This is a genomic window from Erwinia sp. AK-PDG3-5 (genome assembly GCF_056821705.1).
Map to the genome: position 1 here is coordinate 3,076,850 of NZ_CM165967.1, position 22,444 is coordinate 3,099,293.

The window sequence follows — 22,444 nt, forward strand, 5'->3', positions numbered from 1 at the left end:
ACTCTTCAGATGTTATTTTAAAGTAACGTCTATTTGTCATAAAACGAATACTTTAACCTTCCAGCTACATTTCATTGAATAACCTCGTTTAAATAAAGCGCAATTCGTGCTTAATTCAACTTTTTTTTAGAAAATTAAAAAGTATTTAATTCATATTTTTCAATTAATTAAACCATTAACCTTATATAAAAAAGGCCATTATGCGCAGGTACTCCAGGCCAACATGATCCACATCAATTTCTAACCTATACTCCTTTGTTAGTATTTCGTCGTTGACTAATTTAGGGAGTAGTTAGTGTGAAAGCTGGCAACCCGTTCGACTTACTCTTACCGTCTGAAATGGCCAAAGTGGCCGAAGAGGCCGGCGTCTATAAAGCGACAAAAAAACCCTTCACCACATTTTTCCTGGCGATTACCGCCGGTGTCTTCATCTCCATCGCGTTTGTCTTCTATATCACCGCCACTACGGGTTCTGGTACGTCACCCTGGGGCATGAGCAAACTGGTGGGGGGCCTTTGCTTCTCTCTCGGTCTGATGCTGGTCGTCGTCTGTGGGGCTGACCTGTTCACCTCAACCGTATTGACCATCGTCGCGAAAGCCAGCGGACGCATCAGCTGGTTACAGCTGGCCCGCAACTGGATCATCGTGTACGTCGGCAACTTCTTCGGTGCGATGTTCTTCGTGGCTCTGATTTGGTTCGCTGGACAGGCAATGGCCGCCAACGGTGCCTGGGGGCTCAATGTCCTGCAAACCGCTGACCATAAAATGCACCATACTTTCCTTGAAGCGGTCTGCCTGGGGATCCTGGCGAATCTGATGGTCTGTATGGCGGTATGGATGAGCTATTCCGGCCGGACCCTGACAGACAAAATGTTAGCGATGCTGCTTCCAGTTGCAATGTTCGTGGCCAGCGGTTTTGAGCACAGCATTGCCAATATGTTTCTTGTTCCACTGGCCATCGTTATCCGGGACTTTTCTGGCCCCGAATTTTGGCAGGCAACCGGCACAACCGCTGCCCAGTTCTCACACCTGACCGTCAGCGACTTTATTACCGATAATCTGATCCCGGTGACAATAGGCAACATTATCGGCGGCGGTTTCCTGGTTGGATTGACCTACTGGGTGATTTATCTTCGTGACAACGGTCATGACTGATTGCGCAACAAACTGATTTAGCGCCTGGTGCTGATGGCTGGCAGCAGGAACACCAGAACTCCACGTAATTAAGGTAGGTATCAAATGAGCGAGCACAACGAAAAACAGGTCGCGGCCTGGGAAAGCTTTGCACAAGGCGAATGGCAGAACAGCATTGACGTTCGTGACTTCATTCAGAAAAACTATACCCCGTATGAAGGTGATGAATCCTTCCTGAGCGGTGCCACCGCAGCCACCACATCACTGTGGGACAAGGTAATGGAAGGCATCAAACAGGAAAACCGTACCCATGCGCCAGTAGATTTTGATACCGACCTGGCTTCAACCATCACCTCTCATGATGCGGGCTACATCAATAAAAAACTGGAAACCATCGTGGGTTTGCAGACTGAAGCGCCATTAAAACGCGGCCTGATCCCTTACGGCGGCATCAAAATGGTGGAAGGCTCCTGTAAAGTTTACGGTCGTGAACTGGATCCAGGCCTGAAAAAAATCTTCACCGAATACCGTAAAACCCATAACCAGGGCGTGTTTGACGTCTACACACCGGACATCCTGCGCTGCCGTAAATCTGGCGTGCTTACCGGCCTGCCAGATGCGTATGGTCGCGGTCGCATCATCGGTGACTACCGTCGTGTTGCCCTGTACGGCATCGACATGCTGATGAAAGACAAATTTGCGCAGTTCACCTCGCTGCAAGCAGATATGGAAAATGGCGTAAACCTTGAAGCCACTATCCGTCTGCGTGAAGAGATTGCTGACCAACATCATGCGCTGCAGCAAATCAAAGAGATGGCAGCAAAATACGGTTGTGACATTTCTGGCCCGGCGAAAACGGCGCAGGAAGCGGTACAGTGGACTTACTTCGGTTATCTGGCCGCAGTGAAATCTCAGAACGGTGCAGCAATGTCGTTCGGCCGTGTTTCTACCTTCCTGGATATCTACATCGAACGGGATCTGCAGGCAGGTAAAATTACTGAGACCGATGCGCAGGAACTGATTGACCACCTGGTGATGAAACTGCGGATGGTTCGCTTCCTGCGTACGCCGGAATACGATGAACTGTTCTCGGGAGACCCAATCTGGGCGACAGAATCCCTGGCGGGTATGGGCGTAGATGGCCGTACGCTGGTGAGCAAAAGCAGCTTCCGTTTCCTGAATACCCTATACACTATGGGTCCTTCACCGGAACCGAACATGACCATTCTGTGGTCTGAAAAGTTGCCGTTGAACTTTAAGAAATTTGCGGCGAAAGTCTCGATCGACACCTCTTCCGTTCAGTATGAAAACGACGATTTGATGCGCCCTGACTTCAACAACGATGACTATGCCATCGCCTGTTGTGTAAGCCCGATGATTGTCGGCAAACAAATGCAGTTCTTCGGTGCCCGTGCCAACCTTGCTAAAACCATGCTGTATGCCATCAACGGCGGCGTGGATGAAAAAATGAAAATGCAGGTGGGCCCGAAAGAAGCGCCAATGATGGACGACGTGCTGGAATACAATAAAGTGATGGATCGTATGGATCACTTTATGGACTGGCTGGCCAAACAGTATGTGACTGCGCTGAACGTTATTCACTATATGCATGACAAATACAGCTATGAAGCCTCACTGATGGCACTGCATGACCGTGATGTTTATCGCACTATGGCGTGTGGTATCGCTGGTCTTTCCGTTGCGGCTGACTCCCTGTCGGCTATCAAATATGCGAAAGTTTCCACCATTCGTGATGAAGATGGTCTGGCTGTTGACTTCAAAATTGAAGGCGAATATCCGCAGTTTGGTAACAACGACTCCCGTGTAGATGACATTGCCTGCGACCTGGTTGAACGTTTCATGAAAAAAATTCAGAAACTGCAGACTTACCGTAACGCCGTTCCTACTCAGTCTGTGCTCACCATCACCTCTAACGTGGTGTATGGTAAGAAAACCGGTAACACACCTGATGGTCGTCGCGCTGGCGCACCATTTGGACCAGGTGCTAACCCAATGCACGGTCGCGATCAGAAAGGTGCGGTCGCTTCACTGACATCGGTCGCTAAACTGCCGTTTGCCTACGCGAAAGACGGGATCTCTTACACCTTCTCCATCGTGCCGAATGCGTTAGGCAAAGATGATGATGTGCGTAAAGCGAACCTGGCTGGTCTGATGGATGGTTACTTCCACCATGAAGCCAATATCGAAGGCGGTCAGCACCTCAACGTCAACGTGATGAACCGAGAGATGCTGTTAGAAGCGATGGAAGATCCGGAAAAATATCCGCAGCTGACCATTCGCGTATCGGGTTATGCCGTTCGCTTTAACTCATTAACTAAAGAGCAGCAGCAGGATGTGATCACCCGTACCTTCACTAAGAGTATGTAATTAGTGAAGCAGTAAGGCTCCACTACGGTGGAGCCTTTTCAAAAGCCTTGTTTGCCAGCAGCCTGACCGTCCAACCAGACCGCTGGCAAAACAGACTTAACGTAGCTAAAGACTGCGTACCTGCTAAAGCCAGGTCTACCGTGGAGAACTCATCGCAATGTCAGTCACCGGCCGTATCCACTCATTTGAATCTTGCGGGACTGTAGACGGTCCCGGCATCCGCTTTATCACCTTCTTCCAGGGCTGCCTGATGCGCTGCCTCTACTGCCACAATCGTGACACCTGGGATACCCATGGCGGTAAAGAGATTACCGTTGAGGAATTGATGAAGGACGTGGTGTCTTATCGTCACTTTATGAATGCGTCCGGCGGCGGCGTGACGGCTTCAGGCGGAGAAGCAATTTTACAGGCGGAGTTTGTGCGGGACTGGTTCCGAGCCTGCCACGCTGAAGGCATCAATACCTGCCTTGATACCAACGGTTTTGTCCGTCGCTATGACCCGGTCATTGATGAACTGCTGGAAGTGACCGATCTGGTGATGCTGGATCTGAAGCAGATCAATGATGATGTTCACCAGGTCCTGGTGGGGGTTTCAAACCACCGCACGTTGGATTTCGCCCGCTATCTGGCTAAGAAGAAAATCCGCACCTGGATCCGTTATGTTGTGGTGCCTGGTTATTCTGATGATGATGATTCCGCACACCGTCTGGGTGAATTCACCCGTGATATGGGCAACGTGGAAAAAATCGAGCTGCTGCCTTATCACGAATTAGGCAAGCATAAATGGGTCGCGATGGGTGAGGAGTACAAACTGGACGGCGTGCATCCACCGAAGGCGGAAACGATGGACCGGGTTAAATCCATTCTTGAAGGTTACGGCCACAAGGTGATGTACTGATCCTCTCAAACTGCACAAACAAAAATGGCGCCGAATGGCGCCATTTTTATTGCGTACGCAGTATCAGGCTTGCGCGAATGGCGTGGCTTGTTTATCAGATTTACGCAGCAGCATCACCAAATAGACAAAGGCCACTGCGGCAATCATCATAAACAGAACAGGGTCAGAATAGTTTTGCATCAGCATTGAGGTCATCGCCGGGCCAAGCAGACTGCCCACGGTATAGCTCAGTAACAGAGCCTGATTCATTGCGACCAGCTCATGATGAGCGACCGTTTCACACGCCCAGGACATGGCAACCGGATACAACGTAAAGCCGGCACAACCCAACACAAACAGCGCAGGTGCCATTGCCGCATTACCCAACATCGCAAAGGCGCCGAGGATAACCACAAACACCTGAACGCGCAGCACCAGCAGACGGCCGTAACGATCGGCCAGGCGACCCACAGGCCATTGCCCGACTATTCCGGCGCTGACCATCAAAGCCATCCAGTATCCCACCGTGGAATCATTCATCCCCTGATGGGAGAGATACAGCGGCATCAGACCATATAACGAACCAAGAAGGATGCCGGAGATGATGCAGCCGTTGATACCCAAACGCGCGCTACGACGGCGCAGCATTGGCCACATACGTCCTGGTGCGGCTTCCGTGTCGTCCCCTTTAGCTGTCACTTTAGTGAAGACCAGCGGCAGGATAGCCGCCACGATTATACCGGTCACCCACGGCAGAACATGCAGCAGTTCTGTGGAAACCTTACTCACCAACAGCTGACCGGCAACGGTACCGATATAGTAGACAATCATATAGGCAGCCAGCAGCTGACCACGATTGCGCAGCGTTCCACTGCAGAGCAAGGCGCTTTCAACGATAACCCAAATCAGTGCGCAGCCAATTCCGGCTACAAAACGCCACATAGCCCAAACCCAGAAACCGCTTTCCAGCCCTAACGCGGCGGTAGCCAGCGCAAAGAGCACTGAAGCGATGTAATAGCTGCGGTTAAAGCCCAGTCGTTTGATTGCCCACCCTGCAACCAGAGTGCCTGCAAGATTGCCGGTGTAGTAAGAAGAACTGACCACCCCAACCTGCCACGTTGGCAGGAAATCGTGCGTGAGCCAAAGCGGCACCAGCGTATTCAGCACGGCGATCGAAATCGTTAGTAGCAGAAGGCCGCAAAGCAGCACAATAACAGGGCGAGACCAGGTGGACATAGTGGCGGAACGACCAAAAGAAGAGATGATTTTGCGCGCATAATGCCACTGCCGGAATAAAAGTCAATCTGGCAAAAAAAGGCTGAAGCCCAAAGGGATTAGCGATGATTTAAATTACTAATCATGCCAAAGTGGCATGGAAGAGACTGATTTACGGGGCGCGATTAACCAATTGAAATTATGATGCTTTTATTTATACCCTGGTCTCATAATCAAATGATTTTCCTGCCCTATCGATTACTTTGATTAAAAAATATTGCCGTGGCGATGCAGGCGATTTTTGCTATACGCCGGGCCTTAAACAAAAAAAGCCTGCGGGCGTAACCAGCAGGCTTTTTAGCAAAATCACGTCAGAGATTAACCGACGAACTCCAGACCTTTCATATACGGCTTCAGAACCTCAGGCACCGCGATGCGACCGTCAGCCTGCTGGTAGTTTTCCAGCACCGCAACCAGCGTACGACCCACTGCCAGACCAGACCCGTTAAGGGTATGAACGAGGCGGGTTTTCTTCTCGGTTTTCGGTCTGCAACGAGCCTGCATGCGACGCGCCTGGAAATCGCCCATATTCGAACAGGAAGAGATTTCGCGGTAGGTGTCCTGCGCTGGCAGCCACACTTCCAGATCGTAAGTTTTGCATGAGCCAAAGCCCATATCACCGGTGCAAAGCAGCACTTTACGGTATGGTAGTTCCAGCAGCTGAAGCACTTTCTCCGCGTGTCCGACCAGTTCTTCCAGAGCATCCATGGAATCTTCCGGACGGGTAATGTGCACCATTTCAACTTTATCGAACTGGTGCATACGGATCAGACCACGGGTATCACGACCATAGGCACCGGCTTCTGAACGGAAGCAAGGTGTATGTGCGGTGAACTTCAGCGGCAGAGACTCTTCTTCCAGAATTTCATCGCGAACCATATTGGTCAGCGGTACTTCTGAAGTCGGGATCAGCGCATAATCGCTGCTGGACGCTTCTTCTTCCAGCGGACGAGTGTGGAACAGGTCTTCACCGAACTTAGGCAGCTGGCCGGTGCCGTGCAAAGACGCATGGTTCACCAGGTAAGGTACGTAAGTTTCCAGATAGCCGTGCTGCTCGGTGTGCAGATCCAGCATAAACTGGCTCAGCGCACGGTGCATCAGCGCAATTTGACCCTGCATCACCACAAAGCGTGAACCTGTCAGTTTGGCACCCATGGCGAAATCCAGACCGGAAGCCATTTCACCCAGTTCGACGTGATCGCGAACGGCGAAATCAAATTCACGCGGGGTTCCCCAGCGGCTGACTTCGAGGTTTTCACTGTCGTCTTTACCCAGTGGTACTTCATCAACCGGGATATTCGGGATAGCAGAAGCCATTTCACGAATGGCGTTCAGCAGTTCGTCCAGTTCCGCTTTGGCCGCATCCAGGCTTTCGCCCAGCGCGTTCACTTCCTGACGTAATGGCTCGATGTCTTCCCCACGCGCCTTGGCCTGCCCGATAGATTTGGATCGGGAGTTACGTTCTGCCTGCAGTGTTTCGGTTTCGACCTGCAGAACTTTACGGCGCTCTTCCTGCGAACGCAGCGTGTCAACGTCAAGCTTATAGCCCCGGCGTGCCAGTTTTTCAGCGACTGCGTCTGGCTCATTACGCAGCAGATTGGGATCGAGCATGCTTGTCCTGTGATTATTCGAGTGAGTAAATGAGGGGCGCATCCGACGTGCGAATGCGTTGAATTCCTTGCTAACCTTACCGCAACGTCAGTGTCAACGGTAGCGTTTTGTCGGGCTATTTTGATCCTGCTCAGCCAGCCAGGCTAGCTTTTCACCGATCTTCCCTTCAAGACCTCTGGAAGTCGGTCGGTAGTACCGCGTTTGTGCCATTTCAGAGGGGAAGTAGTCCTCACCGGCCGCATAGGCATTCGGCTCGTCGTGGGCATATCGGTATTCCGCACCCAGCCCCATTTCTTTCATCAGCTTTGTCGGCGCGTTTCGTAGATGCTCAGGCACATCGAAATCTGGATTATCTTTTGCGTCGCGCATCGCGGCTTTGAACGCGGTATAAACCGCGTTGCTCTTAGGCGCACAAGCCAGATAGACGATAGCCTGGGCAATCGCACGTTCCCCTTCCGCTGGCCCAACGCGAGTGAAACAGTCCCAGGCGGAAATAGCGACCTGCATTCCCCGGGGATCGGCATTCCCCACATCCTCCGAGGCGATTGCCAGCAAGCGACGGGCAACGTACAGCGGATCGCCACCCGCGGTAATAATACGGGCATACCAGTACAGGGCGGCATCAGGTGCTGAACCACGTACCGATTTATGCAGTGCCGAAATCAGATCGTAAAAGCGATCGCCTTTATTATCGAACCTGGCGCTGCGTTCGCCTGACACTTCGTTCAGCAGTTGAGCCGTCAGCTCCCGCTTGCCTTTGCTGTTGACCTCGGCCATATCGGCCATCATCTCCAGCGTGTTTAGCGCACGGCGAGCATCGCCGTTAACCAGTTCGGCAATCATCCTGCGCGTCCCCTCAGGCAGAACGATATTCTCTTTGCCATAACCGCGATCGCCGTCTTTCATTGCCTGATCGAGCACGATTTCGATGTCTTCACTGGTTAGCGATTTCAGAAGATAGACGCGGGCACGGGAAAGCAGTGCTGAATTTAGCTCAAACGACGGGTTTTCCGTTGTGGCACCGATAAAGGTGATGGTGCCATCTTCAATATGCGGCAGAAACGCATCCTGCTGACTTTTGTTGAAACGGTGAACTTCATCGACAAACAGGATGGTGCGACGTCCGGCATCGCGGTTTTGCCTCGCACGCTCGATGGCTTCGCGGATCTCTTTTACGCCTGAAGTCACAGCGGAGATGCGTTCCACATCAGCCTGGCCGTAGCGGCCGATAATTTCGGCCAGCGTGGTTTTTCCTGTGCCTGGCGGCCCCCACAGGATCATCGAATGCAGATGCCCAGCCTCGATAGCGCGTGGCAGAGGCTTACCGGCAGCCAGCAGGTGCTGCTGCCCAATATATTCTGCCAGCGTTGCTGGCCGCATACGGGCGGCCAGAGGCTGAAATTCATTGTGGGAGAAATCCAGAGACAGAGTATTCACGCTAACCTCACTGACGCTGATCGTCCAGCGTCACGCCTTTTGGCGGTGTGAACTGGAACTTACTGGCTTCAACAGCCCCATTTTGCTGGCTCTTCAGTGCATAGCTGCTGCGCTGTCCATCCTGCTCCACGGCGCTGAACTGGTTTATGGTGCCGTTAGTGGAAACATTGATGGTGAACTGCTTCAGGTTGCCATCGGTAGATTTAGGGGTCAGGTCGAAGCTGTCGCCCTGCTGCTTAATGTTGTACTGCTTCCAGTCGCTGCCCTGATTGCGCGCGATCAGCATAAACGGCGTGTTACTGGTGGCGTCTTTCAGCCAGGTTGCACTGACCTGCTCAACAAACGGGTTATAGAACCACAGCGTTTTGCCATCAGAAATAAGCACGCTTTCGTCCGGTGCGGTCATATGCCAGTTAAACAGGTTCGGGCGTTTAACCCACAGCTCACCTTCCCCATCCTGAACGGACTGTCCGCTACCGTCAGTGACTTTCTGCGTGAAGCTGGCGTGGAAGCTCTTCACTTTGTCCAGACGCTGCTGCAGGTCTGAGGACGCATCGGCCAGTACACTGGCAGAAGCAAAGGCGGTCAGCAGACAGCAGGAGATCAATAATTTTTTCATTAGGGCATCCTTATTAAAACTTTTTATCCCGATAAGCGGGGAAGCCTGGGAGGATAACTGTAGCCAGGCACTAGCGAAATCAACAGGGGATCCCCTGAATGAAACTGGCAATACTGTCTGATATGGGGATAAGCCCCGCAAACTCAACGGGCCGGGTCTCCCCGGCCCGTATTTTAAGGCAAAACTGACCTGACAGCCGACTTACATCTCATGTGGCGGAGGGGAAAGCACTTCACGGTTACCGTTATGGCCCGGTGAAGAGACAATCCCCTGTGCTTCCATCTGTTCGATAATGCGCGCCGCACGGTTATAGCCGATGCGGAATTGACGCTGCACGCCAGAAATAGACGCACGACGTTTCTCCACCACAAAGCCAACGGCCTGATCGAACAGCGGATCCAGCTCTTCATCACCATCCAGCGTCAGACCGCCTTCGCTCTCTTCGCCAGCGGTGATGCTTTCGATGTATTGCGGACGACCGCGCGCCTTCCAGTCCTGCACAACGGCGTGAACTTCCTCATCGCGCACAAAGGCACCATGAACACGCACAGGCATCGAGGAGTTTGGTGGCATATAAAGCATGTCACCCATTCCCAGCAGCGATTCAGCGCCTGCCTGATCGAGAATTGTACGGGAGTCGATCTTGCTTGAAACGGTGAACGCAATACGCGTTGGGATGTTAGCCTTGATCAGACCCGTAATCACATCGACCGACGGACGCTGTGTCGCCAGAACCAGGTGGATCCCTGCGGCACGCGCTTTCTGTGCCAGGCGGGCAATCAGCTCTTCAACTTTTTTGCCCACCGCCATCATCAGGTCGGCGAACTCATCGACCAGCACCACGATATACGGCAGTTTTTCCAGCACCGGCGGCGTGGCATCCATGCTGTCCCCCGGTTTCCAGAATGGATCCGGAATTGGACGCCCCATCGCTTCAGCCTGAGCCACCTTCTCATTGTAGCCAGCCAGATTACGCACACCCAGCGCCGACATCAGCTTATAACGACGTTCCATCTCACCGACACTCCAGCGCAGCGCATTGGCGGCGTCTTTCATGTCGGTAACGACTTCGGTCAGCAGATGAGGAATGCCTTCATAGACCGACAGTTCCAGCATTTTCGGGTCGATCATGATAAAGCGCACGTCTTCCGGCGAGGCCTTATACAGCATGCTGATAATCATGGCGTTAACGCCAACCGACTTACCAGAACCGGTGGTACCGGCCACCAGCAGGTGAGGCATCTTGGCCAAATCCGCAATCACCGGCTGCCCCGAAATATCTTTGCCCAATACCACGGCAAGCGGTGAGGGATTATCGCGGAATTTAGCGCACTCCAACACTTCACGCATATAGACCGTCTGGCGATGCTTATTAGGCAGCTCCAGGCCAACATACGGCTTGCCAGGGATCACTTCCACCACGCGGACAGCAACGGCTGAGAGCGATCGGGCAAGGTCACGAGACAGGTTAGAAATACGGGCCGCTTTCACGCCCGGTGCTAAATCCAGTTCGAAACGCGTAATGACCGGACCTGGTGAGATGCCAACCACTTCGGCTTTCACGCGGTAATCAGCCAGACGGGCCTCAACCAGTCGGGCCATTTGCTCCAGGGCAAACATATCGACAGGTTCAGCTTCAATCGGCGGTTCGGTCAACAAATCAAGCGAAGGCAACGGTGTGGTTGGGCGTTCCAGACGTTGCTCATGACGCACAAGGAACGGGTGGAACAAGCTATCTTCAGCTGGTTTCGCCGGTTCTGGCTCAGGCGCTGCTTCCTGAGGAGCCTGCCATGATGGAGCAACGGGTGCCTGTGGCTGCTGTGCTACCGGCTGAGCCGGAGGCGTCTGCCATGAAGGAGCGACCGGTGCCTGTGGCTGCTGCGCGACCGGTTGAGCCGGAGGCGTCTGCCATGATGGCGTGACGGGTTGCTGTACGGGCGCATGTTCAGGCGTAGAACTGTGCTGTTGCCACTGCTCTGCGGCCTTATCGGTCTCTGCTGGCAAGGTAAACAGCGGCTCGCTTGGGCCGTCATCCACCAAATCATCCATTGGAGAGAAGTCGAACGCTCCGGCGGTATCCAGTTTGAAGGACGGAGCCTGCTGCTGCTCCTCTTCGCCATAGCGTTGCTGCTGTTGTTCAGCAAACTGACGAGCCAATGCAGCCTGTTGCAGAGCGGCTTCATCATCTTCAGCGAACTCTTCGCCATAGCGCGTCTGCTGCTGAGCCATAAAGGCCTCGCGCAGATGGGCCTCTTCAAACTCCATCGCATCTTCATCCGCAGCGGGCAGAGTGGCGGAGGTGGATCCCAGCAGTTCCTGCTCTTCTTTCGCCTTCTCTTCAGCCATACGCTGAGAAGGCAATTTGATGCCATAAGAAGCCAGTTCACGACGCGTTGGCAATTTAACCGGGTTAGGACGCGGCAATGCCGGGCCGATGCCCTGCTTAACCTGAGGGTTAAGCGGCGCCTCACTGGTCGCACTGAATCCCGGCATAAACGGCGCGGACGCTGCCGCGACTTTAGCCGCAGCTACGATACCCTGCGTGCCAGCAGCCATATCGGTTGGCTGAGTGGACTGCGGAGCAGAGAAGTCGAATGGTGAAGAACTGTCTCGCCAGTTCCCCATGCGTGGCCCTTCATCTTCGTCATCCACCTGCACTGAAGGTGCAGGTGTAGTCTCCTCCGGCATTTCAAAGCGGTAAAGTTCAGGCGTTTGTGCTACTGGCATAGACGTAACAGGCTCGGCAGTCGCCGCCTGAGCAGGAGCATAAGCAGGCTCAGCGGGGACTTGCGCAGGCTTAACCCTGGCGACCGGAGAAACCGGGGCAGCAGGAGCCGCTTCAGCATGAGCAGCCGCAGCCAATGGCGCCGCAGCTGCAGCCGATTTGCTCAGAAGCGGATCGTTGTCCGCTTCTTCATGCTCATCATCCTGCAGTATTTTCTTCGGCGCAGACAGCAGCACATCATCTTCTTCGCCGCGGGCGCTTTGCTTCAGAACAGGCGTAGCCGTAGCCGCTTCGCCCTGTTCGTCTTCATCATCATGCCAGCGCTCATCGTTACGCGAACGATTACTGGCAAAGGTCAGCACGCCCATCACCACACCACCGATTTTCTCAGCGATAGTGAGCCAGGACCAACCGGTATAGAGCGTTAATCCCGCAGCCCAGATGCACAGCAGCGTCAAGGTGCCGCCGGCGCTGCTGAACCATGGCGCCATGGCATTACTCAGCAGGCTGCCAATCACGCCACCCGAGGCGAAGTACCAAATGTCATCAGCATTCAACGCCGCAAGGCCGCATGAGGTGATAACCAAAGCCAGCACGCCAATCAGGCGCAGAGCGACTGCGAAGTAATCAATGAATTCCTGAGAGTGGCGCTGTCGGAAAGTAATCCAACAAAGGCCCAAAATGACCGGAGGAATGGCATAGGCCATCACACCAAAAATGAAGAACAGGGTATCCGCAAGCCAGGCGCCAATGCCGCCGCCCACATTGTGGATAGGTTCATGCCAGGCGGTCTGGGACCAGCTGGGATCGGAAGGATTGAAGCTCACCAACGCTGCCATCAGATAAACGGCAAAAAGAGCCACAACAATCAACAACGCTTCGAGCAGACGACGCCCACTGCTAAGCGGTTGCAAGGATACTTCTTTATCTTCTGTGTATTCCTGGCTCAAGAGTACTCTCCAGGGGCCTGTAAACTATGGAGGCAACAGCGCCGGGCGAGCCCGACGCTGAACCTGTATGAATTCACAGGAGTGTACCGAAAACTATCAGGTTTTGCACCTGCCCTGTGTTACCGCGTTTTAATGACTAAGCGGTTACTTTGTTTCACTTCTTCCATGACGACATAGGTCCGCGTATCGTTCACGCCTGGCAGACGTAGCAGGGTCTCGCCCAGTAATTTACGGTAAGCCGACATATCAGGAACACGGGTTTTCAGCAGATAGTCAAAATCGCCTGAAACAAGATGACACTCTTGAGTTTCCTCAAGTTTTTGTACGGCGGCGTTAAATTGCTCAAACACATCCGGTGCGCCACGATTCAGAGTAATCTCAACGAATACCAGCAGTGACGCGTCCAGATAGTGTGGATTCAACTGCGCGGTATAACCAAGGATAAATCCCTGGCGCTCGAGGCGACGGACACGTTCAAGGCAGGGTGTCGGGGATAAACCCACACTCTTGGAAAGATCGACGTTAGAAATTCGACCATTCTTTTGCAGTTCGTTAAGGATGTTGCGGTCGATCCTGTCCAGATCTTTACCAGGTCGTTTTTTATTGTCTACCATTATTATTGTCTCTCTTAATGCCTTCCCTTTACTTGCCATACCCTGGCGCATTCGATGTGCAGGGTTGTTCTAAGTGAAGTCAGGAGCCTGCTGCGCTTCTTGCAAAACGCCCATCCGTATGACGCATGTTGTCTGTCCACACCATGCGTCATGACCAATGACAGACTGAGTTTATTCGGCCAGCGTGCCAAAACATGGAATGAAAATCTGTTTTGCCAGCCTAAATCCCCTCTGCTTCCTACACTGTTTTCGCAAAAGCGCAGCCGATTGTCAAAGCAAAACAACTAAAACCAGTACAACATGCCAGAAGTATCGCTGCGTGACTGTTTTTAAATGGATATTTTCAGGGCATTGCACTGTCAGGCGTCAGCGTTTGCCCCAAAATAGCGCACAACTCGCCCGCAAGGTGAAAGGGTCCATTGGTCAAACCTTTCGCAGTCATCGTTAACAAAATCGCAGAATGCTTTTGTTGCCGCGTTAAATTCCCTACAATCGAAAAATGTTTGCCAGACAAATAATGAGGGTCTCATGAGCACGGCCAAACACAGTAAATTACTTATCCTGGGCTCAGGCCCGGCTGGTTACACCGCTGCCGTTTACGCAGCGCGCGCCAATTTGAATCCGGTTTTAATCACCGGCCTGGAAAAAGGCGGTCAGTTGACCACCACCACCGAAGTTGAAAACTGGCCGGGTGACCCGAACGATCTGACCGGGCCGGCGTTGATGGAACGTATGCAGGAGCATGCAGAGAAATTCAACACCGAGATCATTTTCGACCACATTCATACGGTCGATCTGCAGACGCGCCCGTTCAGATTAACCGGTGACAGCGCGGAATATACTGCTGATGCTTTGATCATCGCTACCGGCGCCTCTGCCCGCTATCTGGGCTTGCCGTCAGAAGAAGCGTTCAAAGGACGCGGCGTTTCAGCCTGTGCAACCTGCGATGGTTTCTTCTACCGTAACCAGAAAGTTGCGGTGATCGGCGGCGGGAATACCGCCGTTGAAGAAGCGCTTTATCTGGCGAACATCGCCGCAGAAGTGCATTTGATTCACCGCCGCGACAGCTTCCGCGCGGAAAAAATCCTTATCGACCGTCTGATGGAAAAAGTGCGCAACGGCAACATCGTGCTGCACACTAACCAGACGCTGGATGAAGTGATTGGCGATCAAATGGGTGTCAGCTCGCTGCGACTGCGCTCTGCGCTGGACGATCAGCAGACCGAAGAGCTGAATGTAGCCGGTCTGTTTGTCGCCATCGGGCATAGCCCGAACACCGGCATCTTCAAAGATCAGCTTGAGCTGGAAAATGGGTACATCAAAGTCCAGTCGGGTCTGCAGGGCAATGCGACTCAGACCAGCATTCCAGGCGTGTTCGCCGCGGGTGATGTGATGGATCATATCTACCGTCAGGCGATCACCTCAGCCGGTACCGGTTGTATGGCGGCTTTGGATGCAGAACGCTTCCTCGATGGATTAGTTAAAAACTCTCAGTGAGTTGTTAACACTCTGCATCAATCTTGCCAAAGGCGACCTCAACTGGTCGCCTTTTTGCTTTCCGCATTGTAACATTGCCAGCCAATCCCCCTGTTTTTAGCAGGGATGTTTTCTCCTCTTTCGTCTAACGCTCAGTTGGAAAAGCATGAACAAAACACGGCAGCAACAGTTACTCCGTTGGTTAAAAAGCCAAACCGGGCTGGGTAAGCGCTGGTTACGGCTCTCTCTGATGCTTGGCATGTTAAGCGCCCTGCTGGTTGTCTGTCAGGCGTGGCTGCTGGCCTCACTGCTCCAGGCGTTAATTGTTGATCACACGCCACGAGAAGCCTTAGTCACCCCGTTCGTGCTGCTGTTCGGCTGTTTCGTGCTGCGCGGTGCGTTGGCCTGGTTACGCGAAAAAGTGGGATTCGAATGCGGCAAAGCTATCCGAACCACGCTCCGACGTACGGTCCTCAACCAGCTCAGTGCATTGGGACCCGCCTGGATCCAGGGTAAACCTGCGGGCAGTTGGGCCACGCTGCTGCTGGAACAAATCGAAGATATGCAGGATTACTATTCCCGCTATCTGCCGCAGATGCTGCTGTCCGTATTTATCCCCTGCTTTATTCTGATTGCCCTGTTCCCTGTAAACTGGGCCGCTGCGCTCATTTTGCTGTGTACCGCGCCGCTGATACCGCTGTTTATGGCGCTGGTCGGTATGGGCGCGGCGGATGCCAATCGGCGTAACTTTCAAGCGCTGGCCAGGCTCAGTGGCCATTTCCTCGATCGTTTACGTGGGCTGGAAACCTTACGGCTGTTCCATCGTGCCGAAGCGGAAACCGAGAGCATTCGCCAGTCATCGGAAGATTTCCGTCAACGAACCATGGAAGTCCTGCGCCTGGCTTTCCTCTCTTCCGCCGTGCTTGAGTTCTTCGCCTCACTGTCGATCGCCGTTGTGGCGGTCTATTTCGGCTTCTCATACCTCGGCGAACTCAATTTTGGCCATTATGGCTCCGGCGTTACGCTGTTTGCCGGATTCCTTGCGTTGATCCTCGCGCCGGAGTTCTTCCAACCACTCCGCGATCTCGGCGCGTTTTATCATGCCAAAGCGCAGGCCGTCGGCGGCGCGGATGCACTGGAAACCTTTCTGAATCAAAGCGAAACCCTGACCTCTTCACAAGGCGAAAAGGTGATTGATACGCAGGATGGCCTGACTTTCGAGGCACAGGAACTGCAGATCTTTTCCCCGGATGGCAAGGTACTGGCTGGACCCTTGAATTTCACCTTGCTTCCTGACATGCGCGTGGCGCTGGTCGGGCAAAGCGGTGCGGGTAAGACCTCGCTGCTTAACGTGCTGCTGGGTTTTCTGCCCTACCAGGGCTCGCTGCGGGTCAATGGGACTGAACTGCGTGAAATCTCGCCGGAGTTCTGGCAAAAGCAACTTGCCTGGGTTGGACAGAACCCTCACCTCCCTGCGGCAACGTTGCGGCAGAATATTGTGCTGGCCGGACGGGTTGACCCGATCAAGCTTGAGAACGTTTGCCAGCAGGCCGGCGTAAAAGAGTTTCTTTCACAGTTGCCGAATGGGCTGGAAAGTGAAATCGGTGAGCAGGCATCTTCCCTGTCAGTCGGTCAGGCGCAACGTGTTGCGGTGGCCAGGGCGCTGTATAAGTCCTGCCATTTCCTGTTACTTGATGAGCCCGGTTCAAGCCTCGACAGTCGCAGTGAACAGCGGGTTAATGAAGCCTTGCTGGCCGCCTCCTTCAGCCAGACCACCTTAATGATCACCCACCAGTTGGATCAACTGGGCCGCTGGGATGAAATCTGGCTGATGCGCAACGGCAAAATCCTGCAGCAAGGTGACCAAGCTGAACTTATGCGTTCGCCCGGTGCTTTTGCCGAACTGGCTGCCAGGCGTCAGGAGACCATAGAATGAAAACGTTAATGCCGTTTCTGGCCCTTTATCGCCGTCATATCTGGCGGCTGTCATTGGGAATTGTGCTGGCCATTGTTACCCTGCTGGCCAGCATCGGTCTGTTAACGCTTTCCGGCTGGTTCCTGGCCGCTTGCTCAGTGGCCGGCTTTGCCGGCTTATACAGCTTCAACTACATGCTGCCAGCGGCTGGCGTCAGGGGTGCAGCGATAGCCCGCACAGCAGCACGCTATTTCGAGCGCCTGGTCAGCCACGATGGCACATTCAGAGTCCTTCAGCATCTGCGGGTGTTTACCTTTAGCAAACTGCTACCGCTCTCCCCTGCCGGCTTAAGCGGCTACCGTAAAGGTGATCTGCTAAACAGACTGGTTGCTGATGTCGATACGCTTGACCATCTTTATTTGCGCGTCATCTCGCCATTGTTTGGCGCTTTAGTGGTGATTCTTATAGTCACCGTTGGCCTGAGCTGGCTGGACTGGCATCTGGCGGTGATATTGGGCGGTCTGATGTTACTGACGCTGCTATTGCTTCCACCGCTGTTTTATCGCGCAGGCCGGCCGGCAGGTATCGCTCTGACCGCATTACGCGGTCAATACCGTAGTCAGCTGACCGACTGGCTACAGGCTCAGGCAGAACTGGCACTATACGGAGCGGCTAAACTCTTCCGCCAGAATCTTGACGAGACTGAAGCACGCTGGATGGCTGCGCAGCAACGTCAGGCCAGCCTGATGGGACTCTCTCAGGGGTTACTGACGTTGATTACCGGCTTTACCGTGGTGCTGATCTTATGGCTGAGCGCGGGCGGCATCGGTCATTTGACGGAGCCTGGCGCCTTTATTGCCCTGTTTGTATTTTGTGCTCTGGCGGCGTTTGAAGCGCTAGCGCCGGTCGGCGGCGCGTTTCTGCACCTGGGGCAGGTGATGGCGTCGGCGACACGGGTTTCTGAAGTGATTAACCAGCAACCCGCGGTGCATTTTGCCAACACTCCCCTTCCAGCACGCGAAGGCGTTTCCCTGAGCATCAAGGATCTGAGCTTCAGCTATGGCAATCATCATCCTGCGCTGGACTGCCTCTCTCTGAACGTTACCAAAGGTGAACATGTCGCGCTGTTGGGCAGAACGGGCTGCGGTAAATCGACACTCCTCCAGCTTCTTACCCGCGCCTGGGATCCACAGCATGGTAGCCTGCTCCTCAACGGGCAGCCACTACAGCAGTGGGATGAAGCTTCTCTGCGTGCGGCCACCAGCGTGGTCACGCAGCGTGTTCACCTTTTCAGTAACACGCTGCGGGAAAATCTGCTGCTGGCCTCAGCGGAAAGCAGCGACGCGCAACTGGTGGGAGTCCTTAACCAGGTGGGTCTTGGAGGGTTGCTGCAGGATGATTTGGGGCTGAATGCCTGGCTGGGGGAAGGTGGACGCCAGCTCTCCGGTGGCGAGTTAAGAAGGCTGGGTCTTGCGCGTGCATTACTGCATAACGGTGATTTATGGCTGCTGGATGAACCGACCGAAGGCCTTGATGCTGAAACAGAGCAGCAAATTCTGGCATTACTTCACGAGGTGGCCAAAGACAAAACGATGATTATGGTGACTCACCGCCTGCAAGGCCTGAAGCAGTTCGACAAAATTTGCATTATGGATAGCGGCAGGATCATTGAGCAGGGAAATCATGTCGAATTAATCTCAAAACGCGGTCGCTACTGGTATTTCCACCAGCGGTTTGCGCTATAGTCATAGCCTCTCGTGCCGCAGAGGCTGTTAACATGCGCCTGATCCAACTCTCAAGGGAGTCACTCAATTTTCCACCGCCGGAAATGGCACTGCGTGAACCTAACGGTCTGCTGGCAATGGGTGGCGATCTCAGCCCTGCCCGCCTGCTGAGTGCCTACCATCGTGGCATTTTCCCCTGGTTCTCACCAGGGGATCCCATTCTGTGGTGGTCGCCCGATCCGCGCGCGGTGCTTTATCCACAAAACTTCCACCTCAGCCGCAGCATGAAGCGTTTTCATCAGCAGTCACCTTACCGCGTGACGCTTAATCACAGCTTTTATGATGTTATCGAAGGCTGTGCCAGCAATCGTGAAGAAGGGACATGGATAACTAATGAAGTTCGCCGCGCCTGGCTGAAGCTGTTTGAGGCAGGACATGCGCAGTCGATTGAGGTCTGGCATGAGAATGAACTGGTTGGCGGCATGTACGGGCTGGCGCTGGGACAGATCTTTTGTGGCGAATCGATGTTCAGCCGGCGAGAAAATGCCTCAAAAACCGCCTTGTTGGTATTCAGCCACTATTTTCAGCAGCAAGGCGGTAAAATGATCGACTGCCAGGTGCTGAACCCGCATACCGCTTCGCTTGGCGCTGAGGAGATAGGCCGTGCGGATTACCTGCATCAGGTCAACTCGCTGGCAGATCAGCCGCTTTCAGCGGACTGTTGGCGGCCGCAGACCCTTTTTTAGTGGGATTAAACGATGTTTTCCACGCAAGAGTGGATAACAGTGATATAATATGCGCGTTTGGTATGTCGTCCGCCCATCGCCTCCTGTCACTGGCGAGCCGGGATTGGCCTGGCTGGGAATATTAACGCACTTTGTCTTTCGGTTTGCATTGCGCACAGGAGCGAATGCGAGACCCATTTTTAGCCCGCATTTCCCCCACGCTGACGTCGTACACTGCACATTTTTAATCGTGAGCTCCTCTGCGCGAAACGCGTAACAGAGGGGTTGATGCTGGTGAAATCACCAACAATTCTTTACATAATACTTGAAATTCGGCATTATCTTGCCGGTTCAAAACTAAGGTTGTAACACCTAGAGGATTCGATGGCCAAAGAAGACAATATTGAAATGCAGGGTACCGTACTGGATACGTTACCTAACACCATGTTCCGCGTTGAGTTAGAAAATGGACACGTGGTTACCGCTCACATCTCCGGTAAAATGCGTAAAAACTATATCCGCATCCTGACGGGCGACAAAGTCACTGTTGAGCTGACCCCGTACGACCTGAGCAAAGGCCGCATTGTCTTCCGTAGTCGCTAATTAGCATTCAGCCGTGCTGCCGCCCGTAGCCGCAGCACCCATAAAAAAAGGCCGGATATCATATCCGGCCTTTTTTCTAACTATCGAACAGCTTAGTGTTCTGACCCAACCGTTTTACGCTTCTCAGCGCTAACGAAGTCATAGGTCAGCTGATTTTTCTCTTTATCGAGAGCCACCGACACGGAGCCGCCATCCACCAGCGAACCAAACAGCAGTTCGTTTGCCAGCGGTTTCTTCAGGCATTCCTGCACGGTACGCGCCATTGGACGAGCGCCCATCGCTTTATCGTACCCTTTCGCTGCCAGCCAGTCCCGGGCATCATCGCTGACTTCCAGCGACACGCCTTTCGCATCCAGCTGCGCCTGCAGTTCGACAATAAACTTGTCGACAACCTGATGGATAACCTCGGTATCGAGGTGTTTAAACCAAATAATATTGTCCAGACGGTTACGGAATTCTGGCGTAAAGATCTTTTTGATCTCTTCCATCGCATCGGTGCTGTTATCCTGATGGATAAGGCCGATTGACTTACGCTCAGTTTCCCTGACGCCGGCGTTAGTGGTCATCACCACCACCACGTTACGGAAATCGGCTTTACGGCCGTTGTTATCGGTCAGCATACCGTTATCCATCACCTGCAACAGCAGGTTAAAGACATCCGGGTGTGCTTTCTCGATTTCATCAAGCAGAACTACCGCGTGTGGATGCTTAATCACCGCATCCGTCAGCAGGCCGCCCTGATCGAAACCAACATAGCCTGGAGGCGCACCAATCAAACGGCTGACGGTGTGACGTTCCATGTATTCCGACATATCGAAACGCAGCAGCTCAATGCCCAGCGCTTTCGCTAGCTGAACGGTCACCTCAGTTTTACCGACGCCCGTAGGGCCCGCAAACAGGAACGAACCGACAGGTTTACGATCCTGACCCAATCCGGCGCGACTCATTTTGATCGCTTCGGTTAAGGCCTCAATCGCATCATCCTGGCCAAATACCAGCATTTTCAGACGATCGCTCAGGGTTTTCAGCGTGTCACGGTCGGTGGCAGAAACACTCTTCTCTGGAATACGCGCAATGCGGGCCACCACAGATTCGATATCCGACACGTTAACCGTTTTCTTACGCTTGCTGACCGGCATCAGACGTGCGCGAGCGCCCGCCTCATCAATCACGTCAATCGCCTTATCTGGCAGATGACGGTCGTTGATGTATTTCACCGCCAGCTCCACGGCGGCTCTGACCGCTTTCGCGGTGTAGCGCACATCGTGGTGAGCTTCGTATTTCGGCTTCAGACCATTGATGATTTGCACGGTTTCGTCGACAGAAGGTTCGGTAATGTCGATCTTCTGGAAACGGCGAGCCAGCGCACGGTCTTTTTCAAAGATGTTGCTGAATTCCTGATAGGTTGTGGAACCCATCACGCGAATTTTCCCGCTGGAGAGCAGCGGCTTGATCAGGTTAGCGGCGTCAACCTGGCCACCTGATGCAGCACCGGCACCAATGATGGTATGGATCTCATCGATAAACAGAATGCTGCTGGTGTCCTGCTCAAGCTGTTTTAACAGCGCTTTGAAACGTTTTTCAAAATCACCACGGTATTTGGTGCCCGCCAACAGTGAACCGATATCCAGCGAATAAATCGTGGCATCTTTCATCACTTCCGGCACGTCACCCTGCACAATGCGCCAGGCCAGACCTTCCGCAATGGCGGTTTTACCTACGCCAGACTCACCCACCAGTAACGGGTTATTTTTACGACGACGGCAAAGTACCTGAACAGTACGCTCCAGTTCTTTATCGCGCCCGATCAGTGGGTCAATCCCACCTACGCGAGCAAGCTGATTAAGATTGGTGGTGAAGTTTTCCATACGATCCTCCCCGCCTGCCTGCTCTTCGTTAACCGGGTTTTCCGCACCTGACGCCGGACCCGGTTCATCTTTACGCGTCCCGTGGGAAATGAAGTTAACCACATCAAGACGGCTGACTTCGTGCTTACGCAGCAGATAAGCGGCTTGTGACTCCTGCTCGCTGAAAATCGCGACCAGGACGTTAGCACCCGCAACTTCGCTACGACCGGATGACTGCACGTGGAATACGGCGCGTTGTAATACGCGTTGGAAACTGAGCGTCGGCTGAGTGTCGCGCTCTTCTTCGCTGACCGGCAAGACCGGGGTGGTTTGTTCGATGAAGGCTTCGAGCTCCTGCCGGAGAGCCACAATATCGACCGTGCAGGCTTCTAACGCCTCGCGGGCCGACGGGTTACTGAGCAATGCCAGTAACAAATGCTCGACAGTCATAAACTCATGACGGTGCTCGCGCGCTCTGGCGAAAGCCATATTTAAACTGAGTTCCAGTTCTTGATTGAGCATAG

The 22,444-nt window shown here is 53.5% G+C and carries 15 protein-coding genes; 8 read left to right on the forward strand and 7 right to left on the reverse strand.

What is annotated here, in order from left to right:
- The first annotated feature begins 297 nt into the window (after nt 1–297).
- From focA to pflA, 3 genes are all read left to right on the forward strand, one after another.
- Nucleotides 298–1,155, forward strand: coding sequence for a formate transporter FocA (gene focA, locus AC1UKS_RS14240; protein ID WP_105759320.1), 858 nt, complete (start codon nt 298–300; stop codon nt 1,153–1,155).
- A gap of 84 nt (nt 1,156–1,239) precedes the next feature.
- Nucleotides 1,240–3,522, forward strand: coding sequence for a formate C-acetyltransferase (gene pflB / locus AC1UKS_RS14245; RefSeq protein ID WP_265911927.1), 2,283 nt, complete (start codon nt 1,240–1,242; stop codon nt 3,520–3,522).
- Nucleotides 3,523–3,679: 157 nt separating this feature from the next.
- Complete coding sequence (gene pflA / locus AC1UKS_RS14250) at nt 3,680–4,420, forward strand: pyruvate formate lyase 1-activating protein (RefSeq protein ID WP_013201520.1); 741 nt, start codon at nt 3,680–3,682, stop codon at nt 4,418–4,420.
- Nucleotides 4,421–4,483: 63 nt separating this feature from the next.
- Here pflA and AC1UKS_RS14255 read toward each other — a convergent pair whose 3' ends face one another.
- From AC1UKS_RS14255 to lrp, 6 genes are all read right to left on the reverse strand, one after another.
- Complete coding sequence (locus tag AC1UKS_RS14255; RefSeq protein ID WP_482434150.1) at nt 4,484–5,635, reverse strand: MFS transporter; 1,152 nt, start codon at nt 5,633–5,635, stop codon at nt 4,484–4,486.
- Between the two features lie 357 nt (nt 5,636–5,992).
- Nucleotides 5,993–7,285, reverse strand: a complete 1,293-nt coding sequence (gene serS / locus AC1UKS_RS14260) for a serine--tRNA ligase (protein WP_013201518.1) — start codon at nt 7,283–7,285, stop codon at nt 5,993–5,995.
- Nucleotides 7,286–7,378: 93 nt separating this feature from the next.
- Nucleotides 7,379–8,722 carry a replication-associated recombination protein A gene (locus tag AC1UKS_RS14265; RefSeq protein ID WP_265911924.1) on the reverse strand — a complete coding sequence of 448 codons (1,344 nt, stop codon included), beginning with the start codon at nt 8,720–8,722 and terminating at the stop codon, nt 7,379–7,381.
- 7 nt (nt 8,723–8,729) lie between these two features.
- The gene (gene lolA, locus AC1UKS_RS14270; RefSeq protein WP_482434152.1) at nt 8,730–9,341 is read right to left on the reverse strand and encodes an outer membrane lipoprotein periplasmic chaperone LolA; all 612 of its coding nucleotides are present in this window, start codon (nt 9,339–9,341) and stop codon (nt 8,730–8,732) included.
- 201 nt (nt 9,342–9,542) lie between these two features.
- Nucleotides 9,543–13,016, reverse strand: coding sequence for a DNA translocase FtsK 4TM domain-containing protein (locus AC1UKS_RS14275; RefSeq protein ID WP_482434154.1), 3,474 nt, complete (start codon nt 13,014–13,016; stop codon nt 9,543–9,545).
- 119 nt (nt 13,017–13,135) lie between these two features.
- Nucleotides 13,136–13,630 carry a leucine-responsive transcriptional regulator Lrp gene (gene lrp / locus AC1UKS_RS14280; protein ID WP_013201514.1) on the reverse strand — a complete coding sequence of 165 codons (495 nt, stop codon included), beginning with the start codon at nt 13,628–13,630 and terminating at the stop codon, nt 13,136–13,138.
- Nucleotides 13,631–14,158: 528 nt separating this feature from the next.
- Here lrp and trxB point away from each other — a divergent pair.
- From trxB to infA, 5 genes are all read left to right on the forward strand, one after another.
- Complete coding sequence (trxB, locus tag AC1UKS_RS14285) at nt 14,159–15,127, forward strand: thioredoxin-disulfide reductase (RefSeq protein ID WP_013201513.1); 969 nt, start codon at nt 14,159–14,161, stop codon at nt 15,125–15,127.
- 145 nt (nt 15,128–15,272) lie between these two features.
- Nucleotides 15,273–17,042, forward strand: a complete 1,770-nt coding sequence (gene cydD, locus AC1UKS_RS14290) for a heme ABC transporter permease/ATP-binding protein CydD (protein ID WP_482434156.1) — start codon at nt 15,273–15,275, stop codon at nt 17,040–17,042.
- Nucleotides 17,039–18,766 (forward strand): heme ABC transporter ATP-binding protein/permease CydC, encoded by a 1,728-nt coding sequence (cydC, locus tag AC1UKS_RS14295; RefSeq protein WP_482434158.1) that lies wholly within the window; start codon nt 17,039–17,041, stop codon nt 18,764–18,766. The genes cydD and cydC overlap by 4 nt, the downstream gene beginning before the upstream one ends.
- Before the next feature lie 32 nt (nt 18,767–18,798).
- Nucleotides 18,799–19,491 carry a leucyl/phenylalanyl-tRNA--protein transferase gene (gene aat / locus AC1UKS_RS14300; RefSeq protein WP_482434159.1) on the forward strand — a complete coding sequence of 231 codons (693 nt, stop codon included), beginning with the start codon at nt 18,799–18,801 and terminating at the stop codon, nt 19,489–19,491.
- A 363-nt stretch (nt 19,492–19,854) separates the two neighbouring features.
- The gene (gene infA, locus AC1UKS_RS14305; protein WP_002211347.1) at nt 19,855–20,073 is read left to right on the forward strand and encodes a translation initiation factor IF-1; all 219 of its coding nucleotides are present in this window, start codon (nt 19,855–19,857) and stop codon (nt 20,071–20,073) included.
- 92 nt (nt 20,074–20,165) lie between these two features.
- Here the strand turns inward: infA and clpA are convergent, their stop codons facing one another.
- Nucleotides 20,166–22,442, reverse strand: coding sequence for an ATP-dependent Clp protease ATP-binding subunit ClpA (gene clpA / locus AC1UKS_RS14310; RefSeq protein ID WP_013201509.1), 2,277 nt, complete (start codon nt 22,440–22,442; stop codon nt 20,166–20,168).
- Nucleotides 22,443–22,444 lie beyond the last annotated feature (2 nt).